31 protein-coding genes are annotated in these 25,842 nt (G+C 65.6%); 22 read left to right on the forward strand and 9 right to left on the reverse strand.

What is annotated here, in order from left to right:
• Positions 1-21: 21 nt before the first annotated feature.
• From AXYL_RS11365 to AXYL_RS11375, 3 genes are all read left to right on the forward strand, one after another.
• Complete coding sequence (locus AXYL_RS11365; RefSeq protein ID WP_013392931.1) at positions 22-948, forward strand: 3-hydroxyacyl-CoA dehydrogenase family protein; 927 nt, start codon at positions 22-24, stop codon at positions 946-948.
• Between the two features lie 507 nt (positions 949-1,455).
• Positions 1,456-2,466: a Bug family tripartite tricarboxylate transporter substrate binding protein gene (locus AXYL_RS11370; RefSeq protein ID WP_013392932.1), complete on the forward strand. Its 1,011-nt coding sequence runs from the start codon at positions 1,456-1,458 to the stop codon at positions 2,464-2,466.
• Positions 2,467-2,486: 20 nt separating this feature from the next.
• On the forward strand, positions 2,487-4,223 hold the full coding sequence (locus tag AXYL_RS11375) for an IlvD/Edd family dehydratase (protein WP_013392933.1): 1,737 nt from the start codon (positions 2,487-2,489) through the stop codon (positions 4,221-4,223).
• A gap of 2 nt (positions 4,224-4,225) precedes the next feature.
• Here AXYL_RS11375 and AXYL_RS11380 read toward each other — a convergent pair whose 3' ends face one another.
• Entirely contained in the window at positions 4,226-5,119 is an 894-nt protein-coding gene (locus AXYL_RS11380; protein ID WP_013392934.1) for a LysR family transcriptional regulator, read from the reverse strand.
• Positions 5,120-5,252: 133 nt separating this feature from the next.
• Here AXYL_RS11380 and AXYL_RS11385 point away from each other — a divergent pair, with 133 nt between their 5' ends.
• Positions 5,253-6,242: a 2-hydroxyacid dehydrogenase gene (locus AXYL_RS11385; RefSeq protein WP_013392935.1), complete on the forward strand. Its 990-nt coding sequence runs from the start codon at positions 5,253-5,255 to the stop codon at positions 6,240-6,242.
• Here the strand turns inward: AXYL_RS11385 and AXYL_RS11390 are convergent.
• Positions 6,226-6,654: a DoxX family protein gene (locus AXYL_RS11390; RefSeq protein WP_013392936.1), complete on the reverse strand. Its 429-nt coding sequence runs from the start codon at positions 6,652-6,654 to the stop codon at positions 6,226-6,228. The two genes, AXYL_RS11385 and AXYL_RS11390, sit on opposite strands and share 17 nt — an antisense overlap.
• Before the next feature lie 95 nt (positions 6,655-6,749).
• On the opposite strand from AXYL_RS11390, the gene AXYL_RS11395 reads away from it, so the two are divergent.
• Entirely contained in the window at positions 6,750-7,157 is a 408-nt protein-coding gene (locus AXYL_RS11395; RefSeq protein ID WP_013392937.1) for a winged helix-turn-helix transcriptional regulator, read from the forward strand.
• Between the two features lie 27 nt (positions 7,158-7,184).
• On the opposite strand, the gene AXYL_RS11400 is transcribed toward AXYL_RS11395, so the two are convergent.
• Together AXYL_RS11400 and AXYL_RS11405 are read right to left on the reverse strand one after the other, a co-directional pair.
• On the reverse strand, positions 7,185-7,823 hold the full coding sequence (locus tag AXYL_RS11400) for a hypothetical protein (RefSeq protein ID WP_013392938.1): 639 nt from the start codon (positions 7,821-7,823) through the stop codon (positions 7,185-7,187).
• A gap of 87 nt (positions 7,824-7,910) precedes the next feature.
• On the reverse strand, positions 7,911-8,282 hold the full coding sequence (locus AXYL_RS11405; RefSeq protein WP_013392939.1) for a hypothetical protein: 372 nt from the start codon (positions 8,280-8,282) through the stop codon (positions 7,911-7,913).
• A gap of 208 nt (positions 8,283-8,490) precedes the next feature.
• On the opposite strand from AXYL_RS11405, the gene AXYL_RS11410 reads away from it, so the two are divergent.
• Together AXYL_RS11410 and AXYL_RS11415 are read left to right on the forward strand one after the other, a co-directional pair.
• On the forward strand, positions 8,491-9,405 hold the full coding sequence (locus AXYL_RS11410; RefSeq protein ID WP_013392940.1) for a PhzF family phenazine biosynthesis protein: 915 nt from the start codon (positions 8,491-8,493) through the stop codon (positions 9,403-9,405).
• A 250-nt stretch (positions 9,406-9,655) separates the two neighbouring features.
• The gene (locus AXYL_RS11415; RefSeq protein WP_013392941.1) at positions 9,656-10,090 is read left to right on the forward strand and encodes a GNAT family acetyltransferase; all 435 of its coding nucleotides are present in this window, start codon (positions 9,656-9,658) and stop codon (positions 10,088-10,090) included.
• Between the two features lie 31 nt (positions 10,091-10,121).
• On the opposite strand, the gene AXYL_RS11420 is transcribed toward AXYL_RS11415, so the two are convergent.
• Together AXYL_RS11420 and AXYL_RS11425 are read right to left on the reverse strand one after the other, a co-directional pair.
• Positions 10,122-11,075, reverse strand: coding sequence for a succinylglutamate desuccinylase/aspartoacylase family protein (locus tag AXYL_RS11420; RefSeq protein ID WP_013392942.1), 954 nt, complete (start codon positions 11,073-11,075; stop codon positions 10,122-10,124).
• Positions 11,076-11,086: 11 nt separating this feature from the next.
• Positions 11,087-12,085: a Bug family tripartite tricarboxylate transporter substrate binding protein gene (locus AXYL_RS11425; protein WP_013392943.1), complete on the reverse strand. Its 999-nt coding sequence runs from the start codon at positions 12,083-12,085 to the stop codon at positions 11,087-11,089.
• A 117-nt stretch (positions 12,086-12,202) separates the two neighbouring features.
• Between AXYL_RS11425 and AXYL_RS11430 the strand changes: the two genes are divergently transcribed.
• The 3 genes from AXYL_RS11430 to AXYL_RS11440 all read left to right on the forward strand — a co-directional run bounded on the left by AXYL_RS11430 (position 12,203) and on the right by AXYL_RS11440 (position 14,222).
• Complete coding sequence (locus AXYL_RS11430; protein ID WP_013392944.1) at positions 12,203-13,066, forward strand: MurR/RpiR family transcriptional regulator; 864 nt, start codon at positions 12,203-12,205, stop codon at positions 13,064-13,066.
• Positions 13,067-13,261: 195 nt separating this feature from the next.
• Positions 13,262-13,516: a hypothetical protein gene (locus AXYL_RS11435; RefSeq protein WP_013392945.1), complete on the forward strand. Its 255-nt coding sequence runs from the start codon at positions 13,262-13,264 to the stop codon at positions 13,514-13,516.
• A gap of 112 nt (positions 13,517-13,628) precedes the next feature.
• Entirely contained in the window at positions 13,629-14,222 is a 594-nt protein-coding gene (locus tag AXYL_RS11440; RefSeq protein WP_013392946.1) for a YSC84-related protein, read from the forward strand.
• 69 nt (positions 14,223-14,291) lie between these two features.
• On the opposite strand, the gene AXYL_RS11445 is transcribed toward AXYL_RS11440, so the two are convergent.
• Positions 14,292-14,525, reverse strand: a complete 234-nt coding sequence (locus AXYL_RS11445; RefSeq protein WP_013392947.1) for a hypothetical protein — start codon at positions 14,523-14,525, stop codon at positions 14,292-14,294.
• 108 nt (positions 14,526-14,633) lie between these two features.
• Complete coding sequence (locus tag AXYL_RS11450; RefSeq protein WP_006226939.1) at positions 14,634-15,104, reverse strand: Lrp/AsnC family transcriptional regulator; 471 nt, start codon at positions 15,102-15,104, stop codon at positions 14,634-14,636.
• Positions 15,105-15,264: 160 nt separating this feature from the next.
• Here AXYL_RS11450 and AXYL_RS11455 point away from each other — a divergent pair, with 160 nt between their 5' ends.
• The 6 genes from AXYL_RS11455 (at position 15,265) to AXYL_RS11480 (ending at position 19,460) form a co-directional block, all read left to right on the forward strand.
• Positions 15,265-16,176: a DMT family transporter gene (locus AXYL_RS11455; RefSeq protein ID WP_013392948.1), complete on the forward strand. Its 912-nt coding sequence runs from the start codon at positions 15,265-15,267 to the stop codon at positions 16,174-16,176.
• A 106-nt stretch (positions 16,177-16,282) separates the two neighbouring features.
• The gene (locus AXYL_RS11460; protein ID WP_013392949.1) at positions 16,283-17,029 is read left to right on the forward strand and encodes a sulfite exporter TauE/SafE family protein; all 747 of its coding nucleotides are present in this window, start codon (positions 16,283-16,285) and stop codon (positions 17,027-17,029) included.
• 70 nt (positions 17,030-17,099) lie between these two features.
• Entirely contained in the window at positions 17,100-17,324 is a 225-nt protein-coding gene (locus tag AXYL_RS11465; RefSeq protein ID WP_013392950.1) for a hypothetical protein, read from the forward strand.
• A gap of 349 nt (positions 17,325-17,673) precedes the next feature.
• Positions 17,674-17,886 (forward strand): hypothetical protein, encoded by a 213-nt coding sequence (locus tag AXYL_RS11470; protein WP_008159938.1) that lies wholly within the window; start codon positions 17,674-17,676, stop codon positions 17,884-17,886.
• Positions 17,887-18,034: 148 nt separating this feature from the next.
• Complete coding sequence (locus AXYL_RS11475; protein WP_041655410.1) at positions 18,035-19,141, forward strand: AGE family epimerase/isomerase; 1,107 nt, start codon at positions 18,035-18,037, stop codon at positions 19,139-19,141.
• A 103-nt stretch (positions 19,142-19,244) separates the two neighbouring features.
• Positions 19,245-19,460: a hypothetical protein gene (locus AXYL_RS11480; protein WP_013392952.1), complete on the forward strand. Its 216-nt coding sequence runs from the start codon at positions 19,245-19,247 to the stop codon at positions 19,458-19,460.
• Positions 19,461-19,566: 106 nt separating this feature from the next.
• On the opposite strand, the gene AXYL_RS11485 is transcribed toward AXYL_RS11480, so the two are convergent.
• Positions 19,567-20,499 (reverse strand): LysR substrate-binding domain-containing protein, encoded by a 933-nt coding sequence (locus tag AXYL_RS11485; RefSeq protein ID WP_013392953.1) that lies wholly within the window; start codon positions 20,497-20,499, stop codon positions 19,567-19,569.
• A 112-nt stretch (positions 20,500-20,611) separates the two neighbouring features.
• On the opposite strand from AXYL_RS11485, the gene AXYL_RS11490 reads away from it, so the two are divergent.
• From AXYL_RS11490 to AXYL_RS11515, 6 genes are all read left to right on the forward strand, one after another.
• On the forward strand, positions 20,612-21,601 hold the full coding sequence (locus tag AXYL_RS11490; RefSeq protein ID WP_013392954.1) for a Bug family tripartite tricarboxylate transporter substrate binding protein: 990 nt from the start codon (positions 20,612-20,614) through the stop codon (positions 21,599-21,601).
• 2 nt (positions 21,602-21,603) lie between these two features.
• Positions 21,604-22,473: an N-formylglutamate amidohydrolase gene (locus AXYL_RS11495; protein WP_013392955.1), complete on the forward strand. Its 870-nt coding sequence runs from the start codon at positions 21,604-21,606 to the stop codon at positions 22,471-22,473.
• 72 nt (positions 22,474-22,545) lie between these two features.
• Complete coding sequence (locus AXYL_RS11500; protein ID WP_013392956.1) at positions 22,546-22,887, forward strand: hypothetical protein; 342 nt, start codon at positions 22,546-22,548, stop codon at positions 22,885-22,887.
• 130 nt (positions 22,888-23,017) lie between these two features.
• Complete coding sequence (locus AXYL_RS11505; protein WP_013392957.1) at positions 23,018-24,049, forward strand: ABC transporter substrate-binding protein; 1,032 nt, start codon at positions 23,018-23,020, stop codon at positions 24,047-24,049.
• Positions 24,036-25,052, forward strand: a complete 1,017-nt coding sequence (locus AXYL_RS11510; protein ID WP_013392958.1) for an ABC transporter permease — start codon at positions 24,036-24,038, stop codon at positions 25,050-25,052. The genes AXYL_RS11505 and AXYL_RS11510 overlap by 14 nt, the downstream gene beginning before the upstream one ends.
• Positions 25,046-25,837: an ABC transporter ATP-binding protein gene (locus AXYL_RS11515; protein ID WP_013392959.1), complete on the forward strand. Its 792-nt coding sequence runs from the start codon at positions 25,046-25,048 to the stop codon at positions 25,835-25,837. The genes AXYL_RS11510 and AXYL_RS11515 overlap by 7 nt, the downstream gene beginning before the upstream one ends.
• Positions 25,838-25,842 lie beyond the last annotated feature (5 nt).

A 25,842-nucleotide genomic window follows, 5' to 3' on the forward strand; every position in this document is an offset into this window, starting at 1 on the left:
ACTACCAAAAGGACAGAACAGATGGATCAGGCAATTGTGCTGGGCGCGGGCACCATGGGGGCCGACGTCGCCGCCGGTTTTCATGCGGCGGGCTGGCGCGTGTGGCTGGTGGAGCCCGATGCGGCCGCGCGCGCAGCCGCGACACAGCGCGTGAACGCGTCCAGCGAAATGATCGGCGGCCAGGCCGACGCCGAGCGCATCGCGACCAGCGCAACCATGGAGGAAATCGACTGGAGCGATACGCGCATCGTGGTCGAGTGCGTGCCGGAACTGCTGGCAACCAAGCGCGCGGTGTTCGCCCGGCTGGAACAGCTGGCGCCTGCCTCCATTCCCTTGACCAGCAATTCGTCGAGCTTTCCGATCAGTGCCATCGGCGAGGGCTTGCAGACCCGCGCGCGCATGGTGGGCCTGCACTACTTCATGCCCGCCCACCTGGTGCCCGCCGTGGAAGTGATACGCGGCGAGGCGACCGATGAGGCCATGGCCCAGGAAGTCAGCCGCATCATGCGCGATACCGGCAAGAAGCCGGTGCAGGTCAAGCGCGACGTGCCGGGATTCCTTGCCAACCGCATCCAGCACGCGCTGATGCGCGAGGCGATCGCGCTGGTCGAGGAAGGCTTCGCGTCCGCCGAGGACGTGGACACTGCCGTGCGTTACGGGTTCGGGTTCCGCTACATCGCGGCCGGCCCGCTGCTGCAGAAGGATCTGGCCGGCATCGACATCCATTGCGCGGCGGCCGCGACCATGTATCCGCACCTGCGTACGGACGACCGGCCCAGCGCTCTCATGCGCGAGCTGGTCGAGCAGGGCAACATAGGCGTCAAGTCGCCTTCCCTGAAGGGCTTCTATCAATGGACGCCGGACCGCGTCGCCCAGGAGCAGCGGCGCTACCAGGTCGCCTTGGGCAAGGCCATGCAGATCTTGAAGGATGAGGAAGCGCTGGCCTAATGCAGGCTGTCGCGGGTCTGAACTGACCACCGAAAGTTGGACGTGAATCCAGCTTTCGGGGGCACGTCATCATCAGCGGGGCGGCAGGGCTTCGAGCTTGCGGATGTTGGGGTTCTTTAGCCGCCGAGGCTGCCCTGCGCCATTCCGATGCTCGCCCCGGTGGGGCTGCGCTTCGGATGGCTCCGGGGTCCTCGGCTGGCAGTCGCCTAATGCGTTAGGTTTGGACCTCGTTCATGGGCAGATGCCGTGAGCCGGTGGCCGGGCGGAGGGGATCCGAAGCGCAGCCCCGACTGGGGCGAGCATCGGAATCCCGCAGTCCGGACGCCGGCGACTCAAGAACCCTACCTCACAAAATCGAAGTGCGGCCCGGATTTTCCTCATCCGGACGTCCTGGAACTCTCACGGATTTTTTTGACAGAACATAAATTTTTTTCTCTTTTCGCAGGCGAGAGTTTGCGAACATGCGTCTAGAGCTTTCAAGCCATAAGAACGCATCGGGAGACAAAAATGTTCTGTAAGCACGCCGCGCGCAAGCGCATCAACATCGTTGCGGCCGCCTTCGTCGCGGCCGCCGCGTTCGCCATTCCTGGCCATGCATCCGCGCAGGCTGCCGACAGCTATCCCAGCAAGCCCATCCGCCTGATCATTCCGTATCCGCCGGGAGGCGCGACCGACGTGATCGGGCGCATCGTGGGCCAGCGCCTGAGCGAAGAGATCGGCGGCCAGGTCGTGATCGAGAACCGGGGCGGAGCAGGCGGCAATATCGGCGCGGCCGAAGTGGCGCGCGCCCAGCCCGACGGCTATACCTTGCTGATGGGCGCTCTGACCTCGCATTCGGTCATGGCGACCTTGGAGAAGGACACCATCCCGTACGATCTGCGCAAGGACTTCGCGCCTGTCGGCGTGGTCGGCTTCGTGCCGCTGGTGGCCGTGGTCAATCCCAAGCTGCCGATCAAATCGCTGTCCGAGCTGGTGAGCTACGCGAAGGCGAATCCCGGCAAACTCAACTTCGCCTCGTCAGGCGCCGGCGCGCCCCAGCGCATGGCCATGGAACTGTTCAAGCAGATCGCGGGCGTCAAGATCGAGCACGTGGCCTACCGCGGCAGCGGCCCGGCGATGACGGACCTGGTCGGCGGCCAGGTCGAGACCATGACGGAGACGGTTCCCGCCGCGATCTCCTTCATCAAGTCCGGCCAGTTGCGTCCGCTGGCCGTGCTTACGCCCCAACGCGTCTCGATGCTGCCGGACATTCCCACCGCCGAGGAACAGGGTTTCAGCGGCTTTAACGTTAGTTCGCTCTTCGGCGTGATGGCGCCGGCGGGCACGCCGGCCCCCATCGTCGCCAAGCTCAACAAGGCGCTGACCACGGCGCTGGCCAAGGACGATGCCAAGGCCCAGCTGTTGCAGCAAGGCGTTTATGCCGACGCGCTCGATGTCGAAGCCTCCAAGGCACGCCTGAACGCGGAAATCGAACAGTGGGCCAAGGTCATCCGCGACGGCGGCATCACCGTAAATTAACTGGAAGCAGTTTGAACAAGATGAGCAAGAAGAATACCGGATCATCGCAGGACCAGGCCGGCGGCCTGCGCAAGGGTCTCACCAGCTATGGCGACAGCGGCTTCTCGCTGTTCCTGCGCAAGGCCTTCATCAAGGGCGCGGGCTATACGGACGGCGCGCTGGACCGGCCGGTGATCGGCATCGCCAACACCGGCAGCGCCTACAACCCCTGCCACGGCAATGCGCCGCAGCTGCTGGAGGCCGTCAAGCGCGGCATCATGTTCGCGGGCGGGCTGCCGATGGATTTCCCGACCATCTCCATCCACGAGAGCTTTTCCTTTCCCACCAGCATGTACCTGCGCAACCTCATGTCCATGGACACCGAGGAACTGATACGCGCGCAGCCCATGGACGCCGTGGTGCTCATCGGCGGATGCGACAAGACCGTGCCCGCCCAGCTCATGGGCGCCGCGTCGGCGGACATTCCGGCGATCCAGCTGGTGACCGGATCGATGCTGACGGGCTCGCACCGGTCCGAGCGGGTGGGGGCATGCACGGATTGCCGCAGGTACTGGGGCAAGTACCGCGCCGAGGAAATCGACGATCAGGAGATCGCCGACGTCAACAACCAGCTGGTTGCCAGCGTGGGCACCTGTTCGGTCATGGGCACGGCAAGCACCATGGCCTGTATCGCCGAAGCGCTGGGCATGACCGTGCCCGGCGGCGCCACGCCGCCTGCGGTCACGGCGGACCGGATGCGCATCGCCGAGCTCACCGGCGCGCAAGCGGTCGAAATCGCCAGACAACGCCTGTCCGTTTCCAAGATCCTGACCGCGGATTCCTTCGAGAACGCCATGCGCGTGCTGTTGGCCATCGGCGGGTCCACCAACGGCATCATCCATCTCACCGCCATCGCCGGCCGGCTGGGCCTGGACCTGGACTTGCAGGCGCTGGACCGCATGGGGCGCGAGACGCCCGTGCTGGTGGACCTGAAGCCGTCCGGCCAGCACTACATGGAAGACTTCCACAAGGCGGGCGGCATGGCCACGTTGCTGCGCGAACTCAAGCCGCTGTTGAAGCTGGACGCGCTGACCGTGACCGGCAGGACGCTGGGCGAGGAGATCGAGCGCTCGGGACCGGGCTTCGCGCAAAGCGTGGTCAGGACGCGGCAGAACCCGATCTATCCGCAGGGCGGCATTGCCGTGCTGTCCGGCAACCTGGCTCCCGAAGGCGCCATCATCAAGCAGTCGTCCGCCAACGCGGGGCTGATGGAGCATGAAGGGCGCGCGGTGGTGTTCGAGAACGCCGAGGACCTGGCGAGCCGCATCGATGCCGCCGATCTGGACGTCACGCCGCAGGACATCCTGGTGCTGAAGAACATTGGCCCCAAGGGCGCGCCCGGCATGCCGGAGGCGGGCTATATCCCGATCCCCAAGAAGCTGGCGTCGCAGGGCGTGAAGGACATCATCCGGATCTCGGACGGCCGCATGAGCGGCACCGCTTTCGGCACCATCGTGCTGCACGTCACGCCGGAAGCGGCCATAGGCGGGCCACTGGCCTATGTCAGGAACGGCGACCGCATACGTTTGAGCGTGAGCCAGCGGGAAATTTCGCTGCTGGTATCGGAGGAAGAACTGGAACGCCGCCGCCGCGAGCAGCCGGTCACGCCGCCCACGGCCGAGCGTGGCTACAAGAAACTGTTCCTCGATACGGTGACCCAGGCTGACAAGGGCGTCGACTTCGACTTCCTGCGCGGCGTGCCGGGCAAGTCCAAGTAAGGCTACGGCTTTGCCCGGCGTTCTTCCATGTTGCCGAAGATGGTCCGGGCATCCTGGGAAATCGACGCGGCCATCTTGGCATGATGGCCGCGGGTGTTCCAGATCAGGCCGTTCCTGCGCACGGGCGCGCGGTTGGGCAACGGAATGCGCGCCACGTCGAGCGACTTCCACATGGAGGACCAGTCCGGAATCAGCGCCACGCCCAGGCCCTCGTGCACCAGGGCGACGATGGCGAGCAGGCCGTCGATCTCCAGGCGCTGCTTGGGCCAGATCTGGTGGTCGCGCAGATAGCGGTCGGCCAGTTGGCCGCCGTATATGTTCCGGTCATAGCGTATGAAGGGTTGGGTCGACAGCAATGCGTGGGCGTCCTGGTCCGCAAGATGGGACGGCGCCACCACGACCAGCGGTTCTTCCATGAACGGCTGCCACAGACAGCTCTTGGGCACGGCGAACTGCGGCTCCACCACGATGGCGGCGTCGAGTTCGCCGTTGACCACCTTGCCGCACAGGTCGATGGAACCGCCTGGAGTGACGAACACCGATGCGTCCGGATGCCTGCGGTACAGGGACTTGAGGATAGGAGGCAGCACGTTCGTGAGCGCGGACACGAAACAGCCGATGCGGAACTCGCCCGGCTGGTCGCCGTCGATGGCCATGGCGCGCAGATCGCGGAGGTTGCGGATGGCCGCCTTGGTGCCTTCGAGGATGCGCATGCCGCTCTCGGTCGGCCTGACGGAACGCCCCGAGCGCTTTACCAGCGCCACGCCCAGATCCATTTCCAGCGCCTTGATGCGCGCGGCAATGGCAGCCGAGGTCAGATCGAGCTTGCGCGCGGCTTCGGCGAATGAACCGGCTTCGACGACCGCGACGAAGCTCTGCATGCACTTGATGTCCATGATGCGATGGGCTATTGCCCTGAAAGGAGAAACTTCAGATTGAAGATCGCACGAACTGCTACGAACCCGGCCGCGATGGTTGCAGGCTTATCGCGCCAATTCCCCGTATGTTATAGCGTCGAGGTTGAAATCCATGATGGAGCATGAACTGGCCGCAACGCGCCAGGCGGCAGCAATAAGCCCTGAGGATCGGGGCGCCCAGTTTCCCCTCTTGCTCAAGGTAGGGGTTTTTCCCGAGTCGGTGGAAGCGCAGTTCCGTTCGGTGTTCACCTTGATCGAGGAAGAGGCGCTGCAACACGATCCGGAGCTGCTTGCAGCGATAGGCGGCATCGTCACGCGTTCGAACTATCGGATTCCCGCCGAGCTCATGGATCGTCTGCCGGGCTTGCGCATCGTAGCCACCAACGGCGTCGGCTACGACGGCATCGCGCTGGATCACGCGCGTGCGAAGAACATCGTCGTGACCAACACGCCGGACGTGTTGAACAAGGCCGTGGCGGAGTTGGCGGTGGGGCTGTTGCTCGCTTTGCTGCGCCGCCTGCCCGCGGCCGATGGTTTTGTGCGCACCGGCGCGTGGCAGGCTTCGCCTTTTCCGCTGGGGGCGAGCCTGGCGGGCAAGCGGGTCGGCATCGTCGGCCTGGGGCGCATAGGCAAAGAGATCGTGCAACGGCTAGCGCCGTTTGAAGTGGACCTCAGCTATTTCGGCCGCAAGCGCCAGGACGTGCCATGGCGGCACTTCGATTCACTGCCGGCCATGGCCCGCGACGTGGACGTGCTGATCCTGTCGTGTCCCGGAGGCGAGGCTACGCGCCATCTCGTTGACGCGACCGTGCTGCGGGCGCTGGGACCCGATGGCCTGGTCGTCAACGTCGCCCGCGGCTCGGTCATCAAGGAGGCCGACCTGTGCCATGCGCTGGCCAACGGCATCATTCAGGGCGCCGCGCTCGACGTGTTCGAAAGCGAGCCGCTGGGCGAGAGTCCGCTGCGGCACATGCCCAATGTGATCCTGGCGCCCCATATCGGCAGCGCCACGCATGAGACGCGCCGCCAGATGGCGGAGCTGGCGATACGGAACCTGGTGTCGTTCTTCAAGACGGGGAGGGCGGTTACGCCGGTGGCATGACCGGCGACGGGCCGGTGCTTGTGGCTTGGCCGCCAGGACGATGCAGCCAGGCGATCGCAGCCGTGATGAGCAGCAGGATCAACGCCGGAACCGGGCTGCCCTCGATCACAAATGAATGGGCCAGCACGGCGCCGACCATGGTGGCGCTCAGCAGCAGTCCACCCAGGAAGGCTGCTGCGGGGATGAGGACCGCAGTCCCGCCGATCACTTCGACGATGCCGGTAACGATGCGGAACCACTGTCCAAGGCCGATGTGGTCGAAGGCCTGGACCATTTCCGGCGCACCCGACAGTTTGGCGCCGGCGGCCGCAAGGAACACGACGGCGGCCAGGATGCGCAGCCCCCAGGAAACGTACTTGAGGGTTCTGGGCTGGGTTTGCGGCTGGTCGGCGCTGCTGCGGAGTAGCTTCATTGCGGGTAGCCTCGGTATAAAATTGTGACTGAGGCTAGCAATGTAACCACGCTCCCGCTCGTGCACAATACGGCACATCAGGAGAACCCGGTATTATGAATGTGACTGAAAAGCTCCACGCTTTGCACGAGCATGACTGTCAAAAGATCAGTCAGGTGCTGGCGCGCATCGGTGAAAAATGGAGCGTGCTCATCATCATGATCCTGTCTGACGGTCCGCGTCGTTTCACCGAAATCAAGCGCACCATCAATGGCATCTCGCAGCGGATGCTGACGCTTTGCCTGCGTGGACTGGAACGTGACGGCCTCGTCAAGCGCACGGTCTATTCAGTGATGCCGCCGCATGTGGAATATGAGCTGACGCCGCTTGGGCGCTCGCTCACCGAACCCGTGACCGCGCTGGGATGCTGGGCCAGCAAACATATTGCCGACATCGACGTGGCCAGGGCGGCCTTCGATGCTCAGGCAGACGCGGCGAGCGAGGCGCCGCCCCGCCGTCGGTAGCGGACGCCGCGCCGGCATGGCTGCCCGCTAGACCCACACCGTCGCGATCAGCAGCGCACAGCCTGCCGTGGCCGTGGCGGCCATGATGGCCGCCAGGCGCAAGGCGATCTTGCGTTCCTTGCGGCCGACGTTGGGGTTGCCGTCATTGGCCGAGCGCAGTTGTTCCCAGGTGGATGCGGCGCCCGCCTCGCGGCTCTGCATGGCCGACGCGGTATTTGCCGTGGAACGGGAAATGCCGGTGAGCCGCAGCGCCGGATAGGCCAGCAGCAGCCCCGCCAGGAACAAGGCGCAGGCGCTCATCGCGCCTGCCGTGAAGGCTGAGCTGTCGCGTGCCGCAAACAGGATGATGGCTGCCGCCAGGCCGATGACATTCAAGCCAGCCAATGCTTTCAGCGCCTGGATTCCCCAGGGGCCGGTAGCTTCCTCGGTGAAGTCGCCGACCGAGCGCCAGTAAGCGGCGTCCTGGGTAGCGGCCTGGAAAAAAAAGGCGAGATCCCTGAGGAGCACGTCGCCTTGCCTGTTGTCAGGGCTGGTGTCCCGATGCCACTGGGTGGCGAATTTCCTGCTTCGCTCGGCGTCCGCGTGATGCGCGCGGGCCCAGTTTTCCGCCAGACCTACCGCTGCTTCGACGGTAAGCGCCCCTGCGGGGCTTGCACTGTCTTTCATTTTTGTCGTCCCCATATATGGGACATTGTACTAGGCCTGAGGGGCCGGTACTTTGAGGCAGGACAGGCTGGCGCGGCGCGGCGCAGATCAAGGCAAGGCGGTGCCGGGGCGGGGCGCGGTCCGCGAAAAACATACTTCGAGCAAGCTGTTGCTGCGCAGTTTGAGGGTGACGTCCGTGCGCCGCCTGCCCAGCGTGGTGGCGGCAAAGAGGCCAAGAGCCAGGCCGCCGAACCAGGCGGGAAGCAAACTCGCCAGATCCCACCCCGTGATGCCGCTGTTGTAGGGTTGCTTGAGTACCTGGACGCTCAGCCCGTGATCGTGGCAGAGCGTCTGCATTGCCGCCACGGTTTCTTCGATGTCGGGGATGTTCTCAAGAAAGAACGGCTCTTGGGCCTGCGTCAACCGGTCAAGTTCGCCAGCAGGCAGGCGGTCCTGGAAGTAGGTGCGTACCGTGGACATAGGGTGGGTTCCTGTTGTGCGCAAATCGTCGTGCGCCGGCTGCGGGGGGATGAACCGAAAAAAACGCCGGGCTGGGCCAGCGTAGTCTATGCCAAATCCGCCCGCTGTTATGGTCGGGATTCTCTGCCTCTGTGTCTGGCGGGCAGTCCATCGGCCCCGCACACTTCCCAGGTCGCCGCGCAGTCCGCGCGGCTTGAAAGGACGTTCCATGCGCTACCGCTATGTCACCGCCGATGTGTTCACCAGCCATGCGTATGGCGGCAATCCGCTGGCGGTCGTGTTCGACGCACAGGGGTTGAGCACGGCGCAGATGCAGCGCATCGCGCGCGAGTTCAACTATTCCGAAACCAGCTTTGTGCTGCCGCCGCGAGACCGCGCGCATACGGCCTGGGTCCGCATCTTTACGCCTGATCGCGAAGTGCCGTTCGCGGGGCATCCGAATGTAGGCACGGCCGTGGTGCTGGCGCGCGAAATGGCCGCCTCGGGCCTGACCGTGCCGGATGCCTTCGTGTTCGAAGAGGAGGCTGGACTGGTGCGCATTGCGCTGCGCGCGGGCGCAAGCGGCGTGGCCGGCGCCGAGCTGCTTGCCCCGCAACCGCTGTCGCGCGCCAGCGAGGCGCCAGCCGCCGCGGTCGCGCGGGCCTTGAGCCTGGAGCCCGCGGACATCGAGACCTCGGCGCATGCGCCGCAGGTGGCGTCGGTCGGCCTGACCTTCCTGGTGGTGCAGTTGGCCAGCCGCGAGGCCTTGCGCCGGGCCATGCCCGACCCGGCAGGCTACGCGGCCCTGCTGCCGCTAGGCGGCGCAAAGTCCATCTATGCCTATACCACCGACACGGGTGTGGACGCGGCGGCCGCACGCACCGACATCCAGGCCCGCATGTTTACCGGACGCATGACGGAAGACCCCGCGACCGGCAGCGCGACAGCGGCCATGACGGCGCTGCGCGCGGCCTTGCGCGGCGATGGCGTATTGCGCCTGCGGGTGGAGCAGGGCGTGGACATGGGGCGCGCCAGCGTGCTGCTGGCCCACGCCGAACCGCGCGCCGACGGCGTGTGGGCGGGCGTGGCGGGCGAGGCCGTGGTGGTCATGGAAGGCACCCTGGCGGCGCCTGATGCGTCTTGAAGTTGGCTGAGCTTCGGCGCCTCATGTATGCTTGCCTGCATGAACGCACCGCATTTCGCGCCGATGTCCGGCGCAACCTACCGACGAATCACTCGACGTCCATGTTGAGTGGCTAGTCACGTCCGGGCGCTGAACCATCGGCGCCAAAACCTGAAAGCCACGATACCTCTCGTGGCTTTTCTGTTTCTGGCTGGTCCCGCTATCGAGGCGTATCGCAAGGCTTTCGTTGCCATCCTTGAAGGAACGAAGCATGAGTGCGCAAGACCTCGCCATCCGGCCCTACCATTCGACCGACGAAGCCGCGATCATCCAGCTGTGGCATGACTGCGGCCTGACCCGCCCGTGGAACGATCCGCGCAAGGATATTGCGCGCAAGCTTGCGGTGCAGGCGGACTTGTTCCTGGTGGGGGAGGCAGACGGTGCGATCGTCGCGACGCTGATGGGCGGCTACGATGGCCATCGCGCATGGATCAACTATCTGGCGGTATCGCCGGCGCATCAGCGCCGCGGCCATGCGAGCGCGCTGATGCAGGCGGTCGAGCGCAAGCTGCTGGAAATGGGCTGCCCCAAGATCAATCTGCTGATCCGGTCGGGCAATGTTGCGGTGAAGGATTTCTACGCGACCCTGGGCTTTCAGCAGGACGAGGTCATCAGCCTGGGCAAGCGCCTGATTCCGGATCTTTGACGGATCCGGACCGGGCGCCGGCGGGCAGCGATCAGATCGCCACGGTCAGGTACACCGCTTCGCGGCCCACGATGGGCATGCGCGTGGGCATGAAGATGGTGCAGTCGTCACAGGGCGAACGGATCTCCTCGGTGCCATTCATGGCGATCAGCTCGCCCTTGGCAAAGGTTTCGAAGCCGATCACTGGACGCGTGAAGCTGAAGTCTTCGGATTTCACCATGTGCACTTCGAGCAGGCGGTAGCGCTGCGGCGCGGGCGGGGGCGGCATGCCGGCGGGCATGTCGATCAGGCCCGTGTGCGCCAGGAAGCGCAGCGTGACGTCCGTGGCCAGGTCGGCGGCGGATTGCGCGAAATGCTGGCCGCATTCGACCACCAGCGAGCCGTTGCTGTCGGAGCGCGGATCGCCATGGCGGCCGTAGCCCATGACGCCGGTGCCGGGGAAGAGGTCGGGCGGCATCACCAGGTGCACCTGTGGCGCGCCGACGGCGCTGGCCAGCGCTGTGTTGCGGTCCATTTCCGTGTAGACCCAGAAGGGCTGCACGGGGGCGCGCGTGGAGTGGATGTCCAGCACGAAGTCGGCGGCGTCGAGCACCGGGCGCAGTTCGCGCGCGCGGCGCAGTTCGGGGCTGTCTTCCGGACCGTCCAGCATGGCGGCCGACCAGATGCGGTTCAGGTTGTGGACGAGCTGGCGATTCTCGTAGGGGTTCTCGATATCGAAGGCTTCATAGGCTTCGACGTGGGCGAAGCTGACGGTGAGCGTGCCGATCTTGGGGCGCACGCCGCTGTCCAGCAGATGGGTCGCGGCCACCATGCCGCAGATCTCGTTGCCATGCGTGATGGCGTTGATCAGCACGTGCGGGCCGGGCCGGCCCGACTCGAAGCGGTGCACGTAGGGGATGCCGACATTGCCCTCGCGGTAGGCCGAGAGGTCGCGCGGCAGGACTTCCAGGGGAGCGGTGTCGGGTTCGAAAGCGGGGTTTTTCATGAGGGTCTGGCCTATTCAGGACGGATGCCGGCGCGGTCGATCAAGTCTTTGTACAACGCCAGGCGCTCGGACATCATGGCGGTGAACTGCTGCGGCGTCTGGTTCTCGGGCGGCAGCGCGCCGGCCTTTTCCAGGGATTGCGGCATGCCGTCCTCGGTGGCGGCGGTGCGCACGGCGGCCAGCAGCTTCTGCACGATGTCGGGCGGCGTGCCGGCGGGCGCGGCCAGGCCGATCCACGACATGGAGTTGAGCACGGGATAGCCGAGTTCCTCGAAGGTCGGCACGTCGGGCAGGGAGTCCAGGCGCTTGGGGGCGGCCACCGCCAGCGCGCGCATCTTGCCGACCTGGATGTGCGGCAGGAAGGGCGCGAGGTTATCCAGCGCGAACTGCGCCTGGTCGGAGAGCAGGGCGTTGATCAGCGGCGCGCCGCCACGGTAGGGCACGTGCACGGCCTGTAGCTGCAAGGTGTTCTTCAGCAGTTCGGCGTTGAGCTGGCCCATGCTGCCGATGCCCGCGGTGGCGTAGTGCAGCTGATCGGGGCGCGCCTTCAGCAGCGCGACGAACTCGGCCAGGTTGCGCGCTGGCACGGCGGCATTGGTCACCAGCACATTGGGTGTGCGCGACAGCTGCGAGATGGAAACGAAGTCCTTGATCGGGTCATAGCCGAGATCATTGCGCATCAACGGGTTGGCCAGATGCGAGCTTTGCGAGGACGCGACCAGCGTGTAGCCGTCAGGCGTGGCGCGCGCCACGCGCTTGCTGCCGATGGCGCCGCCGGCGCCGTCGCGGTTTTCGATGATGACGCTGGTACCGAGCGCCTTGCCCAGCGCGTCCGCGTACAGCCGGCCGATCAGGTCGACGGAGCCGCCCGCAGGAAAGGGGACGACCAGCGTGATGGGGCGCGACGGATAGGCGCTGGCGCGTGCGGCCAACGGCAGCAGGGTGGCGCCCAGGCCGGCCAGGACCAGGCTGCGGCGGGCCAAGGACGGCCCCTGGGGGTGATGCTTCATGGAATTCTCGGTGATGACTGCGGGTTTGGTCTAATTTGCAATGAAGATTGCAGGCTGCAATATAAGATGCAATGTGTGTTGTGAAATTTGGGGTTATCACCTAGGACCCGGGCAAGCATGAATCTGCATCAACGTATCGCCGGCTACGGCCGCAAGCTCAGCAAGAGCGAACAAGTGCTGGTCGAGGAAATGCAGGCGCGCTATCCGCAAAGCCTGCTGGAATCGGCGACGGCGCTGGCCAGGCAGGTCGGCACCAGCGCCTCCACCGTGGTGCGCTTGCTGGCCAAGCTGGGCTACGAAAGCTATGCGCAGGCGCAGATGGAGGCGCGCGCGGAAGTGACAGCGCGCCTGGCCTCGCCCGGCGAACGGGCGGACGCGGTGGGCGCCGACAAGCCTACGCCGCGCGCCTGCCTGCACAACGCCCTGCTGCACGACCAGCACAACCTGAAGGAGACCTACGCGTCGATCGACGTTGCGGCCTTCGAGGCGGCCGTGCGGCTGCTGACGCAGCGTAAGGGCCGGGTGCATGTGTTGGGACTGCGCCAGGCCGCGCCGCTGGCCAGCCATGTGGCGCTCTACCTGAACCTGTGCCTGCCGTCGGTGAAGCCCATGGTCGCCGCCGGCCCTCTGTTCCTGGAGGACCAACTGCTCTGGATCGACGAGGCCGATGTGCTGCTGGCGTTTACGTTCAGACGCTATTCAGTCGCCGCAGCCAAAGCGGTGCAGTACTTCCGGCAGCGCGGCGGCAAGGTAATCCTGGTCACCGACTCCGCGTCGGCGCCCGCTGCCGCCTCCGCTCACCATGTGCTGGTCGCGCGCAGTTCCAGCGCCTCGCCTTTCGATTCCTACACTGCGGCCTTCTCGGTTTGCAATGCCTTGCTCGCGGCGGTGGCGCAGCGCAGCAAACAGGCACTGGGCGCGGCGCTCGAGCGCGGCGAAGGCTTGTGGGACGCGCAATGGATACGTCCGCCGCGCGGCTGAAAACAGCAGTCCGCGCGATTGTGCAGGCCCGCTGCAAAGGCCTCGGAAAGGAGTGGCCGGCAGCCATTTCCGCGGACTTCAAGATGCGTTCGCACTACCCGTACTAGTGCACCATAACTCCTTGAAAACATTGCTTTTCAAGGCCAAATATTTTTGGCATATTGCGGCCGGGAAAACCTCTTTCAGGAGCGAGGAATGGGCGCGTGGCCACAGCGTCATATCGATGGGTTCGAAGTGGAATGCCAGGTCATCCGGCTGGACACAGGCGTGCTGGCGATCGAGGTTGCCGTGTGCCGGAAGGCGGAGGGCGAACTGGAGCGGCGCTGGTCGTTGCCGCGCTTCGTCACCTTCGAGGATCCGGGGATTGCGAGACGCCATGCCGAACTGGTGCTGTCCGGCATCGTGTCGGTGGACGAGTCCACCGGCGAACCGCGCTACGGGATCCTGTAGCAGGGGTTGGGCATGCAGGCAGGTTTTGTTTCTTTTCACACAATCGTGTGCTTTGCGCTGGCCGATTTGCCCGGTACAGTGGTAGAGGGTGACAACAAAAAAGGAGAGTTCCATGTTTGATACTTTTCCTGTCTTGCGTCGCGCCGGCCTGGCTGCCGCGGCGATCGGTGTGGCCGGCCTGATGTTCACGGGTTGCACCACTACCAGTCCCAAATCCTCCGCAACCGCCACTGAACAGCGCCAGTCCCTGAACAGCGCGGCCGAGGCCACGCTGGGCAAGCTTTATCAAGCCTCGCCCCAGTCCAGGGAACTGGTCGCGCGTGCCCGCGGCGTGCTGATCTTTCCCGACGTGTTGAGTGGCAGCTTCATCATCGGCGCCGAGCACGGCAAGGGCGTGCTGCACGTGGGCGGCTCCACCGCCGGCTACTACAGCACCACCGCGGGTTCGGTCGGCTTCCAGGCTGGCGCGCAGTCCAAGGCGATGGTGCTGCTGTTCATGACGGACGAGGCGCTGAGCAAGTTCCGCAATAGCAGCGGCTGGACCGTGGGCGCCGACGCCACGGTGGCCGTCGTCAATATCGGCGCCAACGGCCGCATCGACACGAATACGGCGCAGCAGCCCATCGTCGGTTTCGTAATGAACAACGGCGGCCTGATGGCGGGCGTATCCCTGGCCGGCACCAAGATCTCCAAGCTGGATCTTTGAGCCTGCCGGCAAGGCAAAACGCCGCGGATGTTTTCCGCGGCGTTTTTGTTTTTACGCGTCGTCAGCGTTTCAGCCCATCAGGGAGTCGCCGTTGTTGCGCACCGCGCTCTCGCGCTGCATCTCGGCAGCTTCGATGGCCGGGTCCAGGCCGCGCCAGCGCCTGATGGGGCCGCGGTCCTGCTCGGGCTCCCAGCCGAGCATGCCGTAGCGTGTGATTTCGGTTTCACCGGTTTCGAATTCCACTTCGAAGTAGCCCTGACGATCGGGTAGCGTGCCGCCGGGGAACCAGTCGGTTTCAGGCATGGTGTTCTCCTTGCTAGGCGATGGGAGGGGCGCTGGCGCGGGCGCGCAGCCCGCGCGGCGCCTTCATTGTGGAGGGGCGCCGGGGATCCTGCAAGTTGCTGCGGGGCTTCACGCCAGCGGGACCGCGGTGGTGTAGAGCACCTGCTTCAACGCAAAGCTGGAGCGGATGCTGGCCACGCCGGGGATGCGGGTGATGTGTTCGACGATCAGCCGCTCCAGTGCGTCCACGTCCGGCACCAGGGCGCGGATCAGGTAGTCGGCGTCGCCCGACATCAGGTAGCACTCCATGATTTCCGGCAGGACGGCGATCTCGCGTTCGAACACGTCCAGCGCCGCTTTGCGCTGCTTGTCCAGCGAGATCTGGATGAACACGTTGACCTTCAGGCCCAGCTTGCGGGCGTTCAACAGCGTGACGCGGCGGTCGATCAGGCCTTCGGTCTCGAGCCGGCGCACCCGCGCCAGACAGGGCGAGGCGGACAGGTTCACGCGCGCGGCGAGCTCGACATTAGTCAGCCGCGCATCGCGCTGGAGTTCGTTGAGGATACGGATGTCAGTGGCATCCAGGTTGATTTCCGGCATAAGTCACCCAGTTATGGTCATTCGGCAATCCATCCGTGCTGAGTATGACGGGTAATGCGATCGAATGCAGTTAAATATGCTGGGGTTTACCCTATAGACTATTCCCTCGTTTGGCAATTGGGCCAAAACACGGAATATTCAAGCGGTAGATTGGGCAGTAATGAGTCAGCAGAGCACGTGGGGCAGGTTTTTGCCGCTGGTCGGCGCGGTAGCCATCTGGGGAGGCAATTGGCCCGTCATGAAGCTGGGGCTGACGCACATGAGCCCGCTCTGGTTGGCCGCCAGCCGCTTCGGCTCGGCTGCGCTGATCAGCGCGCTGGTGCTGGGCATGCTGGGCCGTCTGCGTCTGCCCACGCGGCAGGAATGGCCGCTGGTGGCAGGCGTGGCGCTGTTGCAGATGGGCGCGTTCACCGCGCTGGCGCTGTGGGCCCTGCAATACGTGGCGCCGGGACGCGCGTCGGTCATCGCCTATGCCACTTCCATCTGGGTCATTCCGCTGTCCTCGCTGATCCTGAAGGAACGCCTGTCGCTGGCCCAATGGCTGGCGACGGCGCTCAGCTATGCCGGCATCGTCGTCATCGTCGCGCCCGCGTTCAGTCCCTGGCAGGCGCACACGGTGATCGGGCTGGCGATGCTGCTGGGCGCCTCCTTCGCCTGGGCCTGCAACATCATCCAACTGCGTGGCAACCGGCATATCCGCCTGGGCGCGGACATGATTCCTTGGCAGACCGCCATCGCGGCGCTGCCGCTGGCCGCGCTGGCGTGGCTGCGCGATGGCGCGCCTGTCTTTCTGGCCGAGCCGCAAGCATGGCCCGTGATCCTGTACACCGGCCCGCTGGCCACCGCGCTGACCTTCATCGTGGTGCTGGGCATGACGCAGAAGATGCCGCCGGTGGCGACGTCGATCGCCATGCTCTGCGTGCCGGTGATCGGGCTGATCGTGTCGTCGCTGGTGTTCCAGGAGCGCATCTCGGCCGATCTCGCGCTGGGACTGGCCCTGATCGGCGCCAGCGTGGCGGCCTCGGCCGCGGCGACGCGCCTGAAGCGGCCGCTGGCGCTGCGCCCCTCGTAGCCGTAGTCCATGCAGGCGCGCCCGGCCACGGGACGGAATAGCTGCGCGTTCTAGAATGTCGTGCGCCGGGACCGGTCCCGGCCTCTCTTGCAGGCGTGCGGCGGATATGGATTCCTTATATGTGCTGGTCGCGGCGGGCGCCATGGCCGCCGGTTTCGTGCAGGGCCTGTCGGGCTTCGGCTTCGGCATGGTGGCCATGTCGTTCTGGGCCTGGACGATAGATCCGAAGCTCGCCGCCGCCATGGTGGTGTTCGGCTCGCTGACCGGACAATTGCTGGCCGCGTTCAGCGTGCGCCGCGGTTTCGCAATGGCGCAACTGCTGCCCTTCGTGGCGGGCGGACTGCTGGGCATTCCGCTGGGCGTCAAACTGCTGCCGTACCTGGATCCGCTGATGTTCAAGGCGCTGGTCGGCGGACTGCTGGCGGTCTGGTGCCCCGTCATGCTGTTCGCGACGCGCTTGCCGCCCGTCACCGCAGGCGGACGATTCGCCGACGGCGTAGTGGGCGCGATGGGCGGCGTCATGGGCGGTATAGGCGGATTCACTGGCGTCATTCCGACCCTGTGGTGCACCTTGCGCCGCTTCGACCGCGACGTGCAGCGCGCGGTGATCCAGAACTTCAATCTGTCGATGCTGGTCGTGACGATGGCGAGCTACGTCTACACCGGCGTGGTCACGCGCGACATGCTGCCGCTGTTCGCGGTGATCTTGCCGGCGATGCTGGTGCCGACCTTATTGGGCACGCGCGTGTATGTGGGCATCAGCGACCTGGCGTTCCGCCGCATCGTGCTGGGCCTGCTCACCGTCTCGGGCGTGGCGCTGCTGGCGTCATCGCTGCCCGGCCTGCTGGCCTAGCGTTCTTTACCGGTCACCAGGACGGGCCTGGCGACATGCTATCGTTGGGTATTCAAGAGAGAATCACCGCATGGCATTGCACCGTTTCGAGAAAGGCGAGTTGGGACATTGGCTGCGCGTCGTGGCCGACAATGGCGAGCCCGGCGCTGCCCAGACTGAAGTGCCCGCGCACGTGGCGCAGGCGCTGGAGACGTTGCGTTGCATTGAAGCCGGCGCCGACGGCCGCTGGCTCATCACCGACAAGGGCAAGCTCTCCCTGCGCATGGAAGAGCCTGGCGCGATCCATTTGCGATAGCGCCGCGCAGTGCGCGCCGGCTGCAGAATCCGATAATGTCGACAGGCGCTGCGGCGCAGGCCCGCGTGCCGCGTTTCGCTGCGTCTTGATCGTTTGGCTTACGAAAATCCCACACAATTTGCGAATGTTTTCGCAGTATGTCGCAGCTTCGCGAGTATTCCGGGGGCGCTACGGGAATTTCCTGAGACGGAATGCGCGATTTGGCTGCTTTTCGACGTATCGCGGGCGTCGAGTCGCCAGTAAGATGAACTTGCGTGACGTTTGCAGGTCTATTCATTTGCGCGGGAATCCTGCTCCCGCAACGTCACGCGTGGTTCACGCGTTTAGGTAACCGACTGGGAGGTAGCACATGCAGCATCGTGACCAGGAAGTTCTGATCGACGTTTCCACAGCGGCCATGGATACCGGCGGATATGGCGTACTGCTGACGGTTACGGCCGAGGGCGGCACCGAAGTGGATGCCGCGTTTTCCCACTTGGGCAACTGCGCTTCGTTGGACGAAGCACGCGATCGCGCGGAAGTATTCGCGCAGAACTGGGTAGAGGAAAACATCTTCCGATAGGGCGCTACGCCCTGGACGGAGCTGATTGGCAGGACCGGTCTGTGTGCGCATGACGCTTCGGAGAATACTCAACGGTTTGCGGCGAAAATTTCGGTTATCGTTGCTGCTCCAAAATCTGGGGCCCTTATTGGGTATGCGCCGTTCCAAGATGACTGCCGCACAGACCAACTCTTCACTTGCGGAACACATCCGCGCATTACGCCACCATTTTGATTCCGTTGTCCTGCCCCTCTGGATGGGGCAGGGTTTCAATGGCGCGCTCGGTCTGCCTTTTGAATCGCTGGACGCGGCCACTGGCGCTGCGCTGCCGGTTGAGCGCTACCGCGCCATGGCTTGCGCGCGTCAGCTCTACGTATTTTCAGAAGCGCCGGGCGCCGCCGCTGGCGCGCATGCGGACCTGCTGTTCGAGTCGCTGCGGCGGGTGTTCCGCGACGAGGTCCATGGCGGTTGGCGCTACAGCGTGGATGCCGAGGCGCGTCCGCTGGACGAAACGCAGGACCTATACACCCACGCCTTTATCGTGCTGGCTTGCGCGGCCTATTTCCGCCGCAGCCGCAACGCGGATGCGCGCAAGCTCATGCTGGCCACGTCCTCGACCATCGAGGCGCGTTTCAAGACCGCCGATGGGCTGTATCACGCCGCGCTCAGCGCGGACCTGAGCCAGCCGCTGCGCGCGCCCGCGCAGAATCCCATGATGCATCTGACCGAGGCGTATCTGGCGGCAGCCCAGGTCGCGGAGCCGGCGCTGTACGCGCAGCGCCTGCGCGGCCTGGCGCAAGGCATCAGCCAATTCTTTGTACATGCGGCCTCGCAATGCATTTCGGAAGCGCGGCAAGGCACGGCCGGGAACCGGCTGGAGCCCGGGCATCAGTTCGAATGGCTGTCGCTGGTGCATGGCTCGGCCGAGGTGTTCGACGGCCTGGACCTGGCGGAATCACTGCCGCGCGCCGTGCGCTGGTCGCGCCGCCATGGCGTGGACGCGGGCGGAGTGGTGGCATCGCTGGACGAGTCTGGCGCCGTGATCGACGACACGCGCCGGATTTGGGCGCAGACCGAGTATCTGCGGGTACTCGGCGTGCTGGGCGACCTGCCCGCGCTGGAGGCCGGTTTGGCCCTGTTCCGAACGCGTTTCCTGCACGCGGGCGGTTGGTACGAATGTCTGGATGCGGAAGGAACGGTGGTGCGCGCGGACATGCCTTCGACCTCGCCGTACCACCTGGCGACCTGCCTGTCAGCCATGCCGACCGTTGTTTAATTGTGGCGTTAACAATTATTTTTGGATTTACCGTCACATATCGATAGAAAAGTATTGGTGAAATCCCTTACAATTTGGTTACTATGTTTGTAGGGAAGCATCAATGAGCGTTATGTGCCTGGCTTGCCAACGCATTAACCCGGGGCTTGCTGGCGTTGCGCCGCATGCCCATCTGGGGCATCAAGGCTTTACCAATCCGACGCAGAAGGGCCGTGAGGAAAGCCGTGAAGATCATTTCCGCTGCCTGAGTTGCGGCGCGAAATGGCTGCGCGAGACCGACAAGTGGGGCGTGGACCTGGGGTTCAAGCTCGCGCCTTGAGCATTCCGCCGCGTCATGTGAACGGGCTCCTCTGCAGGAGCCCGTTTTCGTTTGGTAATAGTTGATCGCCGCCGCGCGAAACCGCATGTTTCGCGCAGCCGGACTTTCAGCCCGGGCCGGCGGCCAACACGTCCGGGTCTCGCCCGGCGGTCTCCAGCAACCACTGGCGGAAGCAGGCCAGCGCGTAATGGTCGCGGCGCTGGGCCGGGGCGCACAAGTGGTAGCCGCGGGCGATGCGGATGGGCAGCTCGGGAAACGGAGCCGCCACGCGTCCGGCCTGCAGGTCGTCGCGGACCAGGCAACGCTGCAGGACGGCGATGCCCATGTCGGCCATGACGGCGCGGACCAGGATGGAAACCTGGTCAAAGCCATTGGCCAGCTGGACCGAGGCGCGCGGCACGCCGGCGGCGCTCAGCCATTGCACCCAGTTGTCCACGCCGTTCGAGTGATACAGCAACGGCTCCCCGAGCAGGCCCGCGGGCGTGTCCCAGAGCCCTTGCGCGCGTCGCGCCGCCAGCCGGCCGGGGTGGCATATCACGACCATTTCCCGTCCGATCACATAGTCCGCCTGCCAACCCGGCCATTGCTCCGGCATGCCCGACAGGATGCTGGCGTCGGGCGTCGCGCCCGAAAAATCCTCGTTGCGGCGATAGGCCGCGAAGCCTAGCTGGATATCGGGATGGCGCGCGTGAAAGTCGGACAGGCGTGGCACCAGCCAGGCGCTGGCCAGCGTCGGCACCGTGGACAGCGTCAGACGCAGGCGGCGGTCGTTGGCGCGCAATCCGGCGCTGAGCGCTTCGATTTCCTGCAATGGGCCCTGCGCGCCGTCGTACAGGCGGCGCCCGGTTTCGGTCAGGGTCAGGCCATGGGCGTTGCGATGCATCAGCGGTTGGCCGAAATGCGCTTCCAGGCGCGAGATGGCCCGACTGACGGCGCCCTGGGTGACACACAGGACCTCCGCGGCGCGGGTGAAGCTGCCCAGGCGTGCCGCCGTCACGAAGGCGTGCAGTTCGGACATGGAGGGCGAGTGCAGTCGCATCTAGCATGACCATTGGTAATGAAGCCGTGCAATATAGTCGTTTGAAAGGGGACCGTAAAGTTCGGACACTGGCGGCCTTGTCGTTTGACCTTCAACTTTCGGAGTCATCCCCATGTCCCGCCGTCTTCTGGGCCGGTCCGCGCGCTTCGCGCTCGCCGGCATGTTTGCCACGCTGACCTTCGCCGGCATCGCCCAAGCCGCCGACTATCCCGCCCGCCCCATCAAGCTGGTGGTGCCGTTCGCCGCCGGCGGTTCGACCGACATCGTGGCGCGCCTGGTGGCCGAGTACGCCGGCCGCGACCTGAAGCAGACCATCGTGGTCGAGAACAAGGCCGGCGCCGGCGGTTCCATGGGCATGGAGCAGGTGGCGCGCGCCACGCCCGACGGCTACACCATCGGCATGGCCACGATGAGCACGCACGGCTCGAACCCGGCCGTGTTCCGCAAGATGAACTACGACCCGGTGAAGGATTTCGTGCCGGTGGCCAATGTGGTCGCGGTGCCCAGCATCTTCGCGATCAACCCGGGCCTGCCGGCCAAGAACATGGCCGAATTCGTGGCTCTGGCCAAGAAGCAGCCGGAACGCTACAGCTTCGCCTCGCCGGGCGTGGGCTCGCTGGGCCACGTCAACATCGAGAACTTCATGATGCTGTCCGGCATCAAGCTGCTGCACGTGCCGTACCGCGGCGCGGGTCCGGCGCTCAATGACGTGATGGGCGGGCAGGTGGACGCGATCACCGACAACCTGTCCTCGACCCTGCCGCAGGTGCAGGGCGGCAAGCTGCGCGCGCTGGCCGTGCTGGGCGCCGAACGCTCCCCGCTGTTGCCCGACGTGCCGACCTACATCGAACTGGGCTACCCCGACATGGGCACGGGCGGCTGGTTCGGCCTGGTGGCGCCCGCTGGCACGCCGCCGGCCGTGATCGAACGCCTGAACAAGGCGGTGCGCGCCGCGCAGGATGATCCGGAATTCCGCAAGAAGGCCGAGGAAGTGGGTGGTACGCTGGTGCGCACCACGCCCCAGGAATTCGAGGCGCAGATCCAGCAGGCCCTGGCCCGTTACGCCAAGGTCGCCAAGACCGCCAACATTCAGGCTGATTGACGATGACCCACGCCGACTTCGACGCTGTTTCCGTACACGAGCCCACGGGCCCGGCCCTGCCGCTGGTCTGCGATTCGCCGCATAGCGGCGAGCGCTATCCGGACGATTTCGGCGCCGCGGCCACCCTGGCGCAGTTGCGCCAGGGCGAGGACACGCATGTGGACGCGTTGTGGTCGGCGGCGCCCGCCCTGGGCGCGACGCTGATCGCCGCGAACTTTCCGCGAGTCTACATCGACCCCAATCGCACGCTGCAGGATCTGGACCCCGAGCTGCTGGCGCAACCCTGGCCCGAACCGTTGGACCCGGGCGAAAAGACCCGCCTGGGCAAGGGCTTGATCTGGCGCAGGATGGACAGGTCCACGCCGATCTACGATCGCAAGCTGACGCTGGCCGAAGTGCGCCACCGCATACAGGCGTACTACGAGCCCTATCACGCGGCCCTGTCGCAGGCGATCCAGCAGGTGCGGCAGCGCTTTGGCGCGGTCTGGCACCTGAACCTGCACTCCATGCCCAACGATGCCTACGAGCGCCTGGGCCGACAGAGCGAGCATCCGCTGGCGGACTTCGTGCTGGGTGACCGCGATGGCACGACCTGCGAGCCCGAGTTCATCGCCCTGATCGAGGCGGCCTTGCGCGGCAAGGGCTATACCGTGGCGCGCAACGACCCGTACAAGGGCGTGCAGCTGATCGCGCAGATCGGCCAGCCGGCCTTGAACCGCCATAGCCTGCAGGTGGAAATCCGCCGTCCGTTGTACATGGACGAGGCTACGCGCGAGCGCAATGCGGGCTTCGCGCCGCTGCAGGCCGACCTGTCCGACGTGCTGGAGCAGGTGGCGGCGTACGTGCGCGCGCGCCAGGCCGCGCTGGCTTAAGTTTCCCCGCGGCGGGCCGTAGTCGGTAACAAGGAACCGCGCCTTTCTTGGACGCGGCCACACGGAACCGCAATGGCTGAGAAGATCATCAACGGATTTTCGGTGCTCGCGTACGCGACCCAACCCGAGGGGCGCGTGCCGCCGCGTGCTTTCATCGAAACGCGGCGGCTGCCGAAGAAGCAGAGCCAGGCCGAACGGGACGCGCAGGCCGCGGCCCAGGCGGACGCGCAAGCGCAAGCGGCTGACGCCGCGCCGGCAGACGTGCAGGACACCGAGCCGGACACCCAGGCCTTCGAGATCTTCATCAGCCGGCGCTTCCGCAGCACGGTCGAGGCCATGTCGGCCGCGCGCAACGCGCTGGACCGCGTCAAGCAGGTCGACGAGGACGGTGTTCCGGATCACTTGCCCGAGTAGTCCGGCTCCTGGGCGGCGATGCGCCGCCCATATTGTTATCCCGACTTTGTATTTGTCGAACCCCTGAGCGCAGGCCGATGATGCCGCATGGCAATCATCGCCATTCACAGTCTGCTCAAAAGGAAGGTTGATGAATACGAACGTCCATTCCCGCACCATCTCCACGCGGGGAATCTCGCGCCGCGCGCTGTTGCGAGCGGCAGGCGCCGCGGGCCTTGCCGCGCCGCTGGGCATGCTGGGCTCGCGCGTGCTGGCCTCCAATGCGGCGCCGCGCACTTTCAAGATTGCATGGAGCCAGACCGCGGTCTGCCAGTCGCCTGTGTCGGTGGCGCTGGAACGCGGATTCTTCGACAAATACAACCTCAAGGTCGAACGCATCAACTTCAGCGGCTCTACCGATCAGCTGCTGGAGGCGATCGCCACCGGCCACGCCGATGGCGGCATCGGCATGGCGCTGCGCTGGTTGAAGCCGCTGGAACAGGGCTTTGACGTGAAGCTGGCCGTGGGCACGCATGGCGGCTGCATGCGCTTGCTGACGGCGCAAGACTCGCCGATCAAGAGCGTCAACGATCTGAAGGGACGCCGCGTGGCGGTGTCTGACCAAGCCAGTCCGGTGAAGAACTTCTTCGCGATCCGCGTGGCGCAGCTGGGCATCGATCCGGAATCGGTGGACTGGCGCCAGTATCCGCAGGACCTGTTCGGCGAAGTCCTGCGCAAGGGTGAGGTCGACGCCATCGCGGGCGATGATCCGTTGATCTACACGCTGCGCGAGGACAGCAAGCTGCGCGAGATCGCCACCAACATCGAGGGCGACTACGAGAACCGCACCTGCTGCGTGCTGGGCCTGCGCGGCGACCTAGTGCGCAAGGATCCCGAGGCCGCGGCAGCCATTGCGCGCGCGGTGATCGACGCGCAGCGCTGGACGGCCTCCAACCCGGACGAGACGGCACGCATCTTCGCGCCCTATGTGCCCGGCAAGGTGCCGGCCGAACGCGTGGCCGCGATCCTGCGCAGCCATAGCCATGGCCATGCCTCGACGGGCGCCGCGTTGCGCGAAGAGATCGTGGGCTATGCCAAGGACCTGAAGACGATCAAGGTGCTGAGCGCGGGCCTGGACGTCAACAAGTACGCGCAAGTGGTGGTGCCCAATGTCCTCGGCTGACGTATTGCATGCCCCGGCCGCGGGCGCGAATCCGCCTGCGCGCGACCGGCGCTTGTGGAAGTCTGGCATCGTGGCCGCCATCCTGTGGGCGGGCGTGGGCGCTGTGACGCTGTCATGGCCGAATGTGGAAGTCGGCTTTTCGTCCTGGGGCTATACGCGCGAATTCGGCGCGGCGGCCTTGGCGTTGGCGTTGCTGCTGTTGCTGGCGGCGGCGCCGGGGGCGGGGCAGTTGCGTGCAGTGCGCGCCTTGCACCGCGCGGGCCCCTGGCTCGCGGCCCTGGCCGTGGCAGTGGGCGCCTGGGAGATCGCGACGGCCAAGCTGGCGCTCCTGCCCAGCCCGTTCTTCGCGCCGCCGCAGTCGCTGATCGAGGTCTACGCGACCGACTACAAACGGCTGGCCGACAGCCTGGCGAACTCGCTGTGGCTGCTGGCCAACGGCTTTCTGCTGGGCGCCGCCGCAGGCTTTCTGACCGGCGTGGCCATTGGCTGGTCGCGCGGCCTGGGCTACTGGGTGCATCCGGTGCTGCGTTTCCTGGGGCCGGTGCCGTCCACGGCCTTGCTGCCGATGGCGTTCTTCTTCTTTCCGTCGAGCTGGTCGGCAGCCGTCTTCCTGATCGCGCTGGCCACCTGGTTTCCAGTCACGGTGCTGACCTGGTCGGGCGTGGCCGGCGTGAACCGGGCCTACTACGACGTGGCGCGCACCATGGGCGCCAATGAATGGTTCCTGGTGCTGCGCGTGGCGATCCCGGCGGCCTTGCCGCAGGTATTCGTGGGTCTGTTCATGGGCCTGGGCGCGTCGTTCTCGGTGCTGGTGGCGGCCGAGATGATGGGCGTGAAGTCTGGACTGGGCTGGTACCTGTCGTGGGCCCAGGGATGGGCCTCCTACGCCAATATGTACGGCGCCCTGATCGTGATGGCGCTGGTGTTCTCGGGCCTCATCACCTTGCTGTTCCTGGGACGCGACCGCCTCCTGGCCTGGCAAAAGGGAGTGGTGAAATGGTAGCGGCGGCCGTGTCTGAACAACAGAAAGCATCCGGCGCCGCGCTGGCCGTGCGCGGCGTGAACCATCACTTCGACCTGGATGGTGCGGAGTTGCCAGTGCTGGACGGCATAGACCTGGACGTGAAGCCGGGTGAGTTCGTGGCTTTGCTGGGACCCAGCGGCTGTGGCAAGTCCACGCTGCTGCGCCTGGTCGCGGGCCTGGAGCCTCCGGCCGAAGGCGGCCTGCTGGCGGACGGCGAGCCCATCACGGGACCTTCGCCTTCGCGCATCGTGGTGTTCCAGGATCCGACGTTGTATCCCTGGCGCACGGTGTGGGACAACGTGGCCCTGGGGCTGCAGGCGCGCGGGCTGTTGAAGACGCAGCGCAGCCGGGTGGACGAGGCCTTGCAGCGCGTGGGTCTGAAGGCGTTCGGCCAGGCCTACCCGCACCAGCTGTCCGGCGGCATGGCGCAGCGCGCCGCGCTGGCGCGCGCGCTGGTCAACGATCCGCGCATCCTGATCCTGGACGAGCCGCTGGGCAAGCTCGACTCGCTGACCCGCATCGCCATGCAGTCCGAACTGGTGGACCTGTGGCAACGCGAAGGCTACACGGCCTTGCTGGTCACGCACGATGTGGAGGAGGCGCTGTTCATGGCCACGCGCATCGTAGTGCTGAGCGAGCGGCCGGCGCGGATCAAGGACGAGATCGTCAACGATCTGCCTTACCCCAGGCATCGCGGTGATCCGCGCCTGGCGGCCTTGCGTCATCGCGCGCTGGCCTTGCTGGGGCTGGACGCGACGTGGTGAGCATC

Source organism: Achromobacter xylosoxidans A8, from assembly GCF_000165835.1.
GTDB lineage: Bacteria > Pseudomonadota > Gammaproteobacteria > Burkholderiales > Burkholderiaceae_B > Achromobacter > Achromobacter xylosoxidans_B.